The following is a 12,028-nucleotide window of genomic DNA, read 5'->3' on the forward strand; positions in this document are numbered from 1 at the left end:
TTGACGCTCTTTGTCGAAGCATGGTATATTATTATTCGTCGCTACGAGCTAAAGCGTTTCACACCTAAGCATAAAGATAGCGACAACGAAAATTATTTCAAAAAATATGTTGACTTAGAAACGTCAAACATGTTATATTAATAAAGTCGCTTCTGAGAGATGAAGCAACAAAATGTTCTTTGAAAACTAAACAAAACAACAGCGTCCACGTTGACCTTACGAGGTTAACATGAACGAATTTAAGTAACAAGCTAGCAACAAATTTTGAGCAACAGCTCAAACTCTTTATTGGAGAGTTTGATCCTGGCTCAGGACGAACGCTGGCGGCGTGCCTAATACATGCAAGTCGAGCGAACTTCTTAAAAGCTTGCTTTTATAGAAGTTAGCGGCGGACGGGTGAGTAACACGTGGGCAACCTGCCTGTAAGACTGGGATAACTTCGGGAAACCGGAGCTAATACCGGATAATACAAGAAACCTCCTGGTTTCTTGTTGAAAGATGGTTTCGGCTATCACTTACAGATGGGCCCGCGGCGCATTAGCTAGTTGGTGAGGTAACGGCTCACCAAGGCGACGATGCGTAGCCGACCTGAGAGGGTGATCGGCCACACTGGGACTGAGACACGGCCCAGACTCCTACGGGAGGCAGCAGTAGGGAATCTTCCACAATGGACGAAAGTCTGATGGAGCAACGCCGCGTGAGCGATGAAGGCCTTCGGGTCGTAAAGCTCTGTTGTTAGGGAAGAACAAGTGCGAGAGTAACTGCTCGCACCTTGACGGTACCTAACCAGAAAGCCACGGCTAACTACGTGCCAGCAGCCGCGGTAATACGTAGGTGGCAAGCGTTGTCCGGAATTATTGGGCGTAAAGCGCGCGCAGGCGGTTTCTTAAGTCTGATGTGAAAGCCCACGGCTCAACCGTGGAGGGTCATTGGAAACTGGGGAACTTGAGTGCAGAAGAGGAGAGTGGAATTCCACGTGTAGCGGTGAAATGCGTAGAGATGTGGAGGAACACCAGTGGCGAAGGCGACTCTCTGGTCTGTAACTGACGCTGAGGCGCGAAAGCGTGGGGAGCAAACAGGATTAGATACCCTGGTAGTCCACGCCGTAAACGATGAGTGCTAAGTGTTAGAGGGTTTCCGCCCTTTAGTGCTGCAGCTAACGCATTAAGCACTCCGCCTGGGGAGTACGGTCGCAAGACTGAAACTCAAAGGAATTGACGGGGGCCCGCACAAGCGGTGGAGCATGTGGTTTAATTCGAAGCAACGCGAAGAACCTTACCAGGTCTTGACATCCTCTGACCACTCTAGAGATAGAGCCTTCCCCTTCGGGGGACAGAGTGACAGGTGGTGCATGGTTGTCGTCAGCTCGTGTCGTGAGATGTTGGGTTAAGTCCCGCAACGAGCGCAACCCTTGATCTTAGTTGCCAGCATTAAGTTGGGCACTCTAAGGTGACTGCCGGTGACAAACCGGAGGAAGGTGGGGATGACGTCAAATCATCATGCCCCTTATGACCTGGGCTACACACGTGCTACAATGGACGGTACAAAGGGCAGCAAAACCGCGAGGTCGAGCCAATCCCATAAAACCGTTCTCAGTTCGGATTGCAGGCTGCAACTCGCCTGCATGAAGCCGGAATCGCTAGTAATCGCGGATCAGCATGCCGCGGTGAATACGTTCCCGGGCCTTGTACACACCGCCCGTCACACCACGAGAGTTTGTAACACCCGAAGTCGGTGGGGTAACCTTTTGGAGCCAGCCGCCTAAGGTGGGACAGATGATTGGGGTGAAGTCGTAACAAGGTAGCCGTATCGGAAGGTGCGGCTGGATCACCTCCTTTCTAAGGATAAAGACGCTTGTTGTTTTGTTTAGTTTTGAGAGAGCATTCTCTCATGCTTCTAGCATCTATGATGTTAATGAGGCACCCATAAGGCAAATAAGAAGCGAGAAGGTCGAGGAAGCAAAGGAATGAACACCGGAATGTGCTCTAGCACATGAGGATGTGAATGACTGCAGCTGACGAAGAGATTCGACGCTTATCAATTGTCGATTGTTCCTTGAAAACTAGATAATGTAACTAATATCAAGATATTCACAAAATATCGTTCATCTTAGTAATTTTCTAATAGATATCATCGCTGATATCGACACAAGACCGTTTGGTCTGAGGTTAAGTTATTAAGGGCGCACGGTGGATGCCTTGGCACTAGGAGCCGATGAAGGACGGGACTAACACCGATATGCTTCGGGGAGCTGTAAGTAAGCGTTGATCCGGAGATTTCCGAATGGGGAAACCCACTGCTCGTAATGGAGCAGTATCCTTATCTGAATACATAGGGTATGGAAGGCAGACCCGGGGAACTGAAACATCTTAGTACCCGGAGGAAGAGAAAGCAAATGCGATTTCCTGAGTAGCGGCGAGCGAAACGGAATTAGCCCAAACCAAGAGGCTTGCCTCTTGGGGTTGTAGGACACTCAACATGGAGTTACAAAGGAACGGGGTAGATGAAGCGACCTGGAAAGGTCCGTCATAGAAGGTAAAAACCCTGTAGTTGAAACTTCGTTCCCTCCTGAGTGGATCCTGAGTACGGCGGGACACGAGAAATCCCGTCGGAAGCAGGGAGGACCATCTCCCAAGGCTAAATACTCCCTAGTGACCGATAGTGAACCAGTACCGTGAGGGAAAGGTGAAAAGCACCCCGGAAGGGGAGTGAAATAGATCCTGAAACCGTGTGCCTACAAGTAGTTAGAGCCCGTTAATGGGTGATAGCGTGCCTTTTGTAGAATGAACCGGCGAGTTACGATCCCGTGCAAGGTTAAGTCGAAGAGACGGAGCCGTAGCGAAAGCGAGTCTGAATAGGGCGCATGAGTACGTGGTCGTAGACCCGAAACCAGGTGATCTACCCATGTCCAGGGTGAAGTTCAGGTAACACTGAATGGAGGCCCGAACCGACTCACGTTGAAAAGTGAGCGGATGAGGTGTGGGTAGGGGTGAAATGCCAATCGAACCTGGAGATAGCTGGTTCTCTCCGAAATAGCTTTAGGGCTAGCCTCATGTAGTAAGAGTCTTGGAGGTAGAGCACTGATTGGACTAGGGGTCCTCATCGGATTACCGAATTCAGTCAAACTCCGAATGCCAAAGACTTATCCATGGGAGTCAGACTGCGAGTGATAAGATCCGTAGTCAAGAGGGAAACAGCCCAGACCGCCAGCTAAGGTCCCCAAGTATACGTTAAGTGGAAAAGGATGTGGAGTTGCTTAGACAACCAGGATGTTGGCTTAGAAGCAGCCACCATTTAAAGAGTGCGTAATAGCTCACTGGTCGAGTGACTCTGCGCCGAAAATGTACCGGGGCTAAACGTATCACCGAAGCTGCGGACTGTTCTTACGAACAGTGGTAGGAGAGCGTTCTAAGGGCGTTGAAGCTAGACCGGAAGGACTGGTGGAGCGCTTAGAAGTGAGAATGCCGGTATGAGTAGCGAAAGAAGGGTGAGAATCCCTTCCACCGAATGCCTAAGGTTTCCTGAGGAAGGCTCGTCCGCTCAGGGTTAGTCGGGACCTAAGCCGAGGCCGAAAGGCGTAGGCGATGGATAACAGGTTGATATTCCTGTACCACCTCCACTCCGTTTGAGCAACGGGGGGACGCAGAAGGATAGGGTAAGCGCGCTGTTGGATATGCGCGTCTAAGCAGTAAGGCTGAGAAGTAGGCAAATCCGCTTCTCCTATAAGGCTGAGCTGTGATAGCGAGGGAAATATAGTACCGAAGTTCCTGATTTCACACTGCCAAGAAAAGCCTCTAGCGAGGAGTGAGGTGCCCGTACCGCAAACCGACACAGGTAGGCGAGGAGAGAATCCTAAGGTGAGCGAGAGAACTCTGGTTAAGGAACTCGGCAAAATGACCCCGTAACTTCGGGAGAAGGGGTGCTCTGTTAGGGTGTTAAAGCCCGAGAGAGCCGCAGTGAATAGGCCCAGGCGACTGTTTAGCAAAAACACAGGTCTCTGCGAAGCCGTAAGGCGAAGTATAGGGGCTGACGCCTGCCCGGTGCTGGAAGGTTAAGGGGAGAGGTTAGCGCAAGCGAAGCTTTGAACCGAAGCCCCAGTAAACGGCGGCCGTAACTATAACGGTCCTAAGGTAGCGAAATTCCTTGTCGGGTAAGTTCCGACCCGCACGAAAGGCGTAACGATCTGGGCACTGTCTCAACCAGAGACTCGGTGAAATTATAGTACCTGTGAAGATGCAGGTTACCCGCGACAGGACGGAAAGACCCCGTGGAGCTTTACTGTAGCCTGATATTGAATTTTGGTACAGCTTGTACAGGATAGGTAGGAGCCTTGGAAGCCGGAGCGCTAGCTTCGGTGGAGGCGTCGGTGGGATACTACCCTGGCTGTATTGAAATTCTAACCCGCAGCCCTTATCGGGCTGGGAGACAGTGTCAGGTGGGCAGTTTGACTGGGGCGGTCGCCTCCTAAAGAGTAACGGAGGCGCCCAAAGGTTCCCTCAGAATGGTTGGAAATCATTCGCAGAGTGTAAAGGCACAAGGGAGCTTGACTGCGAGACCTACAAGTCGAGCAGGGACGAAAGTCGGGCTTAGTGATCCGGTGGTTCCGCATGGAAGGGCCATCGCTCAACGGATAAAAGCTACCCCGGGGATAACAGGCTTATCTCCCCCAAGAGTCCACATCGACGGGGAGGTTTGGCACCTCGATGTCGGCTCATCGCATCCTGGGGCTGTAGTCGGTCCCAAGGGTTGGGCTGTTCGCCCATTAAAGCGGTACGCGAGCTGGGTTCAGAACGTCGTGAGACAGTTCGGTCCCTATCCGTCGTGGGCGCAGGAAATTTGAGAGGAGCTGTCCTTAGTACGAGAGGACCGGGATGGACGCACCGCTGGTGTACCAGTTGTCTTGCCAAAGGCATAGCTGGGTAGCTACGTGCGGACGGGATAAGTGCTGAAAGCATCTAAGCATGAAGCCCCCCTCAAGATGAGATTTCCTTTTACTTCGGTAAGTAAGATCCCTGAAAGATGATCAGGTAGATAGGTTCGAGGTGGAAGCGTGGCGACACGTGCAGCTGACGAATACTAATCGATCGAGGACTTAACCCAATATGATTTACATGATGACACGATAGAATTCTTGATATGAACACATTATCTAGTTTTGAAGGAATAAAAGTTTAAAAAATAGCTTGATTTTCTTCAAAGATATATTATAATAATATTTGTCTGGTGGCGATAGCGAAGAGGTCACACCCGTTCCCATACCGAACACGGAAGTTAAGCTCTTCAGCGCCAATGGTAGTTGGGGGCTGTCCCCCTGTGAGAGTAGGACGTTGCCAGGCTGGTATTTATCCACCATAGCTCAGCGGTAGAGCATTCGGCTGTTAACCGAAGGGTCGTAGGTTCGAATCCTACTGGTGGAGCCAATATGGAGAGCTGTCCGAGTGGCCGAAGGAGCACGATTGGAAATCGTGTAGACGGTTACCGCCGTCTCAAGGGTTCAAATCCCTTGCTCTCCGCCATTTTTAACTGGCCCGTTGGTCAAGCGGTTAAGACACCGCCCTTTCACGGCGGTAACACGGGTTCGAATCCCGTACGGGTCACCAGAATTTTTTCACGCTAGTGAAAATAATTGTCCATTTTTCGCGCTAGCGAAAATAGTTTTCCTTTCTTTCACATAAGTGAAATATAACGGAGGATTAGCTCAGCTGGGAGAGCACCTGCCTTACAAGCAGGGGGTCGGCGGTTCGATCCCGTCATCCTCCACCATTATTTTATAAGCATGAATTAATATTGTCGCGGGGTGGAGCAGTCTGGTAGCTCGTCGGGCTCATAACCCGAAGGTCGCAGGTTCAAATCCTGTCCCCGCAACCAAAAAGGTCCCGTGGTGTAGCGGTTAACATGCCTGCCTGTCACGCAGGAGATCGCCGGTTCGATCCCGGTCGGGACCGCCATATTTGGCTCGGTAGCTCAGTTGGTAGAGCAATGGACTGAAAATCCATGTGTCGGCGGTTCGATTCCGTCCCGAGCCACCATGATTTTTTCACACTCAGTGAAAGCAATTAACTTAAATGCCGGTGTAGCTCAGTTGGTAGAGCAACTGACTTGTAATCAGTAGGTCGTGGGTTCGACTCCTATCGCCGGCACCATCATTTCTGGAGGGGTAGCGAAGTGGCTAAACGCGGCGGACTGTAAATCCGCTCCTTCGGGTTCGGCAGTTCGAATCTGCCCCCCTCCACCATTTTTTCTTAGTACAGGTACATTTTTAATAATAGGGGCATAGTTTAACGGTAGAACAGAGGTCTCCAAAACCTCCGGTGTGGGTTCGATTCCTACTGCCCCTGCCAATTTTAAATTATTATGGCGATTGTGGCGAAGTGGTTAACGCACCTGATTGTGGTTCAGGCATTCGTGGGTTCGATTCCCATCAGTCGCCCCATATTTTTTCATTATCGACTTTACTTGAGTCGTTTTTATTTCTAGTTTTATTGGGCTATAGCCAAGCGGTAAGGCATCGCACTTTGACTGCGACATGCGTTGGTTCGAATCCAGCTAGCCCAGCCATTTTTAGCGGAAGTAGTTCAGTGGTAGAACACCACCTTGCCAAGGTGGGGGTCGCGGGTTCGAATCCCGTCTTCCGCTCCAAAAACATTCGGTGGCATAGCCAAGTGGTAAGGCCAAGGTCTGCAAAACCTTTATCACCGGTTCAAATCCGGTTGCCACCTCCAATGTTATTTTAAAATAAAGTATTGACATATTGCTGCCCAGCCGGGGTGGCGGAACTGGCAGACGCACAGGACTTAAAATCCTGCGGTAGGTGACTACCGTACCGGTTCGATTCCGGTCCTCGGCACCATAAATATTATTACGATTACGTTATGCCGGTGTGGCGGAATTGGCAGACGCGCACGACTCAAAATCGTGTTCCTCTGGAGTGCCGGTTCGACCCCGGCCACCGGTACCACTTTTTTCAAAGTTTTAAATCATTAATTAACTGTGAATATACCGTAATATCAACGTTTCTCACATTGTGGGAAACGTTTTTTTGTGTTTAAAAGACGTTAGTTTTTAGTGTTTTCCTATCTACTCTAATCGTGTGAATTTATCGTGCGAATAGGTCGAAGGGAGGTTATATATGGCAAGACGTAAAAACAATTTAAATGACAGTGAATTATCTATCGTCCGGAAAGATGAGAAGTCGTATGCAGAAACATTTAAAGCAGCGATACAACTTTTTCTTGATGATTGTGATTTACGAAATTTAAGGCCATATACGGTTAAGTATTATCAGAATGAAATACAAGCATTTCTTAATCAGTTAGAAGAACAAGGAATAGATACGAGAGAGTTAAAGCCGTATAACGTTACTGAAGAACATATCCAAGAGAATGTAATCCGTTATATGCGTATATATAAGGGGATAAAAATTGTTTCAATTAATACTCGTTTACGTGGGCTACGTTCGTTCTTCAATTATCTTTACAAAAAGAAACACATTCCTAAAAATCCTATGGAGAATATTACGTTATTAAAGGATAGAAAACATGTAATTCCTACGTTCTCAAAAGAACAATTAAACACATTGTTCAATCAACCCGATTTAACAACATTTACGGGAGTTCGTGACTATACAATAATGATGGTTTTCCTTGAAACTGGAATTCGTGTTAATGAACTTGTAGGGCTATCACTAGCCGATATTCAATGGGAAGATAATTTGTTAAGGATAAGGAATGCTAAGACGTATAGAGAACGTCTAGTACCCATACAAAGCGAAATGAAGAAGCAATTTAGGAAGTATATCTCCATTAGAGGATTAGTCGAAAGTGACGCTTTATTTGTAACAATTGACGGTACACCTTTGTTAAGAAGGTCAGTACAACAGCGAATTGACATATACGGCGTTAAAGCAAAAATAAAAGACGTTCGTTGTAGCCCCCATACATTCCGCCATACGTTTGCAAAGATTAGTGTTCAACAAGGGGCTAATATTTTTGAGTTGCAAACTATTCTAGGGCATACAAGCATGGAGATAGTTAAGACCTATGTAAACTTATTCGGAAATGATGTAAGAGAACGTCATAAAGATTTTTCACCGTTAAAGGTGTTAAAGAGACGGAGGTAACCTAGTTTGAACCTACCTAACATAGAAAAAATGACTAATATAGAAGTTATCAATTGGTACACAGCCGAGGTTGTAAAAGTTACTAGTCGTGTATTACGTATTAATGGAACATATTCTGAGAAGTATTTGAAATCTTTAAATGAGTGGAAGCAAAGTTAAAATTGAAGATGTAAATTAGAACAAAAACAAAGGTTTTTAGCTAAATAAATAGCCACGCGGTGCAACGCGTGACCTCAAAACTCACTATAACTAAATAATGAATACTGTATAGCTACTTACATATATTATCTAAAAAAATTAGTATATGCAAGGCTTATTAAGTAATGCCTATTTTGAAGCAATGCAGGTTTTCTCGTCGTGGATAGCCAACTAATACGACGATAATATAACCTTGAAAGGTTCGCCATGCCGACGCAATAAGATGGACTAGGACACACTTTAACGTTCCCTATTGCGTTTTGTGTCCGAAGGGTGAAAGCTACCTTTAAGTGCTGAACGAAGGAAGGGTAGACCGTTTAAGGACGGTGTAGGACAAGCCACAACTAACATAGATTCCATTTCTAGTCCCAATATAAAAGGGTGTCGAATTAGCTAACTGAGAAGCAAAAGCGTAAGGTTAGGGAGAGTGTGAACCTGCTAGGGCTACTTGTTGCAGTAGGCTTGTTATGGAGAAATCCAAACGATTAATAGGGCGATACAACACGGATACCTTAACTTGATATACAATCAAGTGTTGCTAGAAGAATTGTCTGTTTCTTATGATTGACACTTTTGTCTTTCATAAGGTAGTCGATTTTTCGTCCAAGCCGTTTTCCTTTCTTTCAACCAATCAAGCAAAAGTCAAAACATATAACAATAAAATTCTTATTTTCTCCCAATAAAATTTTTACACCTACACCTCCTATTCTATTTTTTATTTTTCTAAGATTGTTTCTTCATATGACTTAATAGTAATGATATGATTAACTTGAAGAAATTTCTAAATAGAGACAAATAGGGGGATTAATAATGAAAGTTGTAGAGAATGCAATTAGAACACTAGCTGCGGCGTACTCAGACAGACTTAACAAACAAGTCTTAAAAAGAGTTGAAGATATGGAATGGGATGACAAATCACACTATCTTATTTATCAAGTGTTAAAGGTTTCCTTAAGAGAAGGAGAAATGATAGACGTATACCAAAATAAAGGACGTTTCTTATATAAGTACGCGGGTTCATTCTTAGAAGAGGCAGCGATACTTTGTTTTGAGTATAAATTTGGTGAAGAGGCATTAAATAGAGTGAAGATTCCAAATACGATTGGACAAAAACCAAAAACATTTGAGATAGATTGTCTTGTCGGAGATAATGCTTATGAGATAAAATGGAGAGATGCTACAACAGATGGAGACCATATTACAAAAGAACATACTCGGATGAAAGTTATAAAAGACGCGGGTTATACCCCAAACCGTATAATGTTTTATTATCCAAATAGGACTCAAGCTATTCGTATTCAACAAACATTAGAAACCTTATACCTAGGTGCAGAAGGGCATTATTACTATGGTGATGCTGCATGGCAACATATTCATGAAGTTACCGACGTTGACCTAAAAGGTATACTAATGAAGATAGCTGAGGAAAATATGTCAAGATAGGAGTAATTTGTTTATGTCAATTTTCTTAGGGGACTGCTTAGAACAACTGAAAAAAATACCTGACGAAACAGTAGACCTAGTATACTTAGACCCTCCTTTTTATACTCAAAGAACTCAAAAGTTAAAAACAAGAGATAACTTAAAAGAATATTCTTTTGAGGATAATTGGGAATCAGTTCAAGAATATTTCAAATTCATTAAAGATAGATTAGAGGAATGTCATAGAGTTTTAAAAAAGACTGGAAGTATATTTTTACACTGTGATAAATCAGCTTCGCATTATTTAAGGTTAGCACTAGATGAAGTTTTTGGAATGGACAAATTCCAAAGCGAAATTGTTTGGGCATATAAGCGTTGGTCAAATTCTAAAGTTGGGTTGTTAAATAATCATCAAACAATTTATTTTTATAGCAAAACTAAGAAGTTCAAGTTCAATAAAATTTATACAGATTATTCTGCTACTACCAACATTGACCAAATTTTACAAGATAGAGTTCGAGATGAGAATGCAAAGGCTGTTTACAAATTAGATGAGAACGGTAAACCTATTATTGGGAGAGAGAAAAAGGGTGTTCCTTTATCGGATGTTTGGAATATCCCTTACTTGAATCCAAAAGCAAAAGAAAGAACGGGCTATCCTACTCAAAAACCTATTCTATTAATTGAACAGATATTGAAGTTAGTAACTGATGAAGGGGACGTTGTATTAGACCCGTTTTGTGGGAGTGGGACAACTCTTGTCACTGCCGAGATTATGAATAGGAAGTACATCGGGATAGACGTATCAGAGGACGCTATCGAATTAACGAAACAAAGGCTTGAAAATCCTATTAAGACTTCATCTCATTTGTTAAATAAAGGTGAAAAAGAATATTTAACAAAAACAAAAGAAGAACTTGCTATATTAAGTAGCCTAAACGCTAGACCAGTACAACGAAATACTGGTATAGATGGTTTTCTAAAGGAATACTATGAGGAAAAGCCAGTATCAGTTAAAATACAAAAGGCAAATGAAACTATTGAAGAAGCGATAGATAAACTTTTATTTGCAAGTAAGAAAAGGGATTGTGTGTTAAAAGTTTTAATTAGAACTAATTTTGATACAAATAGACAATTAATGGAACAAAATTTCCAATCTGAAAACCTACTAATTATTGATAGCTATGAATTAATAGTTAAAAGTAAACTTGAAGAAGAAAAACCTCAATTAAGTTTCTTCAAGTAAGAAAAAATAATAAAGAACCTAGGTGCATTATCACTTAGGTTTTTTTGCTTTTTGTTTACGTTCTTCTATGATTAAGTTCTGAAATAAAACAGCTTTCTTTTCAGCTTGTTTTATGGCTTGCTGTAGGGTTCTACCCATCTCTATAAACAAACCATGTTTTGACAACGCAAAAGCCATGTATTCTTCACCATAAACTTTATTATATCCATTATATAAAACGTGTATTATCACCTTTGCCCTTCCGTACCTTCCCTTAGTTCCAGGTATTACAACTCCTTCAATGTTCATGCGTATTACCTCCTAAAGTAATGTAGATATTTAAATAAGGCATTCTCTCAAACAAAGGACAACTCTGATTTCATACTTATTTTACCATACTTACTAATCTTTTAGCTTATCAAATATAATTCATTTAAGAGGTGATATGGGTTGGAACAGCGAAGGGTAGGTACAAAAGAGTATTGTGGATATCGACAATTTTCAGAAAAATTTTATTGAGTGCTTAAGGCAGCAATTAAAGACTTTATAGAGATAAACATTCACATAGATTACTATTCAGAATCTCATAATATAGAAATGACCTATTTAAAGAACTCTCTAATACCTAGGCTGCTACCAATCTATAGTAATTGAAGGCTGTACATTGGAAGATATTAAATCTTATTTTTTATTCCGAAAATTTAGTTAGGAGGAATTATCATATGGGAAAGAATGTAAAAGAGTTAAGTGACTTTAATTATTTTGGTGTAGAAAGTGTACCTTTTTACGGAGTTAGTTATAGATATGAATTGGGTGACATGTACCGTCGGGTAAATAGGATGCTAGAGGCTGTGGGGTATAGATTAAGGCAAATTGATGGAGGAGAAATAGAAGAAGTAGAAGTCACAGAATATCATTTCTACATGGGGCTATTTGGTGATTTAAGCATTTTAAGGGAACAGCTTGATAGCTACATTGATAAACACGAAAATGATGAATAACTAATAATACTAGCCGTTTATTCAGTTTTTTTCTCCGAATAAACAGCTAGTATGTTTTTTGTA

General features: G+C 43.4%; 6 protein-coding genes, 16 tRNA genes and 3 rRNA genes. 24 read left to right on the forward strand and 1 reads right to left on the reverse strand.

Going from position 1 to position 12,028, the window contains the following annotated elements; translation table 11 throughout:
- Positions 1 to 285 precede the first annotated feature (285 nt).
- The 23 genes from FIU87_RS05085 (at position 286) to FIU87_RS05190 (ending at position 10,985) form a co-directional block, all read left to right on the forward strand.
- A 16S ribosomal RNA gene (locus FIU87_RS05085) occupies positions 286 to 1,838 on the forward strand.
- Between the two features lie 328 nt (positions 1,839 to 2,166).
- Positions 2,167 to 5,100, forward strand: a 23S ribosomal RNA gene (locus FIU87_RS05090).
- Positions 5,101 to 5,219: 119 nt separating this feature from the next.
- Positions 5,220 to 5,336: ribosomal RNA gene (gene rrf, locus FIU87_RS05095) — 5S ribosomal RNA — on the forward strand.
- Together the 16S, 23S and 5S rRNA genes with 16 tRNA genes alongside form the textbook arrangement of a ribosomal RNA operon.
- A gap of 9 nt (positions 5,337 to 5,345) precedes the next feature.
- Positions 5,346 to 5,420 (forward strand) — tRNA-Asn (locus tag FIU87_RS05100).
- 4 nt (positions 5,421 to 5,424) lie between these two features.
- Positions 5,425 to 5,516: transfer RNA gene (locus FIU87_RS05105), tRNA-Ser, on the forward strand.
- Positions 5,517 to 5,525: 9 nt separating this feature from the next.
- A tRNA-Glu gene (locus tag FIU87_RS05110) sits at positions 5,526 to 5,600 on the forward strand.
- A gap of 87 nt (positions 5,601 to 5,687) precedes the next feature.
- Positions 5,688 to 5,763 (forward strand) — tRNA-Val (locus tag FIU87_RS05115).
- Positions 5,764 to 5,791: 28 nt separating this feature from the next.
- Positions 5,792 to 5,868, forward strand: a tRNA-Met gene (locus tag FIU87_RS05120).
- A gap of 4 nt (positions 5,869 to 5,872) precedes the next feature.
- Positions 5,873 to 5,948 (forward strand) — tRNA-Asp (locus tag FIU87_RS05125).
- Positions 5,949 to 5,953: 5 nt separating this feature from the next.
- Positions 5,954 to 6,029, forward strand: a tRNA-Phe gene (locus FIU87_RS05130).
- A 38-nt stretch (positions 6,030 to 6,067) separates the two neighbouring features.
- Positions 6,068 to 6,143, forward strand: a tRNA-Thr gene (locus tag FIU87_RS05135).
- Between the two features lie 8 nt (positions 6,144 to 6,151).
- Positions 6,152 to 6,235 (forward strand) — tRNA-Tyr (locus FIU87_RS05140).
- A gap of 32 nt (positions 6,236 to 6,267) precedes the next feature.
- Positions 6,268 to 6,341: transfer RNA gene (locus tag FIU87_RS05145), tRNA-Trp, on the forward strand.
- Between the two features lie 16 nt (positions 6,342 to 6,357).
- Positions 6,358 to 6,433: transfer RNA gene (locus tag FIU87_RS05150), tRNA-His, on the forward strand.
- Between the two features lie 50 nt (positions 6,434 to 6,483).
- Positions 6,484 to 6,558, forward strand: a tRNA-Gln gene (locus FIU87_RS05155).
- A gap of 6 nt (positions 6,559 to 6,564) precedes the next feature.
- Positions 6,565 to 6,639, forward strand: a tRNA-Gly gene (locus tag FIU87_RS05160).
- A gap of 9 nt (positions 6,640 to 6,648) precedes the next feature.
- Positions 6,649 to 6,722: transfer RNA gene (locus FIU87_RS05165), tRNA-Cys, on the forward strand.
- A 39-nt stretch (positions 6,723 to 6,761) separates the two neighbouring features.
- Positions 6,762 to 6,850, forward strand: a tRNA-Leu gene (locus FIU87_RS05170).
- Between the two features lie 24 nt (positions 6,851 to 6,874).
- A tRNA-Leu gene (locus tag FIU87_RS05175) sits at positions 6,875 to 6,958 on the forward strand.
- A 171-nt stretch (positions 6,959 to 7,129) separates the two neighbouring features.
- Positions 7,130 to 8,119 carry a tyrosine-type recombinase/integrase gene (locus tag FIU87_RS05180; protein ID WP_152443593.1) on the forward strand — a complete coding sequence of 330 codons (990 nt, stop codon included), beginning with the start codon at positions 7,130 to 7,132 and terminating at the stop codon, positions 8,117 to 8,119.
- Positions 8,120 to 8,125: 6 nt separating this feature from the next.
- Positions 8,126 to 8,278, forward strand: a complete 153-nt coding sequence (locus FIU87_RS20935; protein WP_172970960.1) for a hypothetical protein — start codon at positions 8,126 to 8,128, stop codon at positions 8,276 to 8,278.
- A gap of 849 nt (positions 8,279 to 9,127) precedes the next feature.
- Complete coding sequence (locus FIU87_RS05185; protein ID WP_152443594.1) at positions 9,128 to 9,760, forward strand: ApaLI family restriction endonuclease; 633 nt, start codon at positions 9,128 to 9,130, stop codon at positions 9,758 to 9,760.
- A 13-nt stretch (positions 9,761 to 9,773) separates the two neighbouring features.
- The gene (locus tag FIU87_RS05190) at positions 9,774 to 10,985 is read left to right on the forward strand and encodes a DNA-methyltransferase (RefSeq protein ID WP_152443595.1); all 1,212 of its coding nucleotides are present in this window, start codon (positions 9,774 to 9,776) and stop codon (positions 10,983 to 10,985) included.
- 30 nt (positions 10,986 to 11,015) lie between these two features.
- Here FIU87_RS05190 and FIU87_RS05195 read toward each other — a convergent pair whose 3' ends face one another.
- Complete coding sequence (locus FIU87_RS05195) at positions 11,016 to 11,273, reverse strand: hypothetical protein (protein WP_152443596.1); 258 nt, start codon at positions 11,271 to 11,273, stop codon at positions 11,016 to 11,018.
- 413 nt (positions 11,274 to 11,686) lie between these two features.
- Here FIU87_RS05195 and FIU87_RS05200 point away from each other — a divergent pair, with 413 nt between their 5' ends.
- On the forward strand, positions 11,687 to 11,965 hold the full coding sequence (locus tag FIU87_RS05200; RefSeq protein WP_152443597.1) for a hypothetical protein: 279 nt from the start codon (positions 11,687 to 11,689) through the stop codon (positions 11,963 to 11,965).
- The last annotated feature ends 63 nt before the right edge of the window (positions 11,966 to 12,028 follow it).

It is taken from the genome of Bacillus sp. THAF10, assembly GCF_009363695.1.
Taxonomy (GTDB): domain Bacteria; phylum Bacillota; class Bacilli; order Bacillales; family Bacillaceae_I; genus Sutcliffiella_A.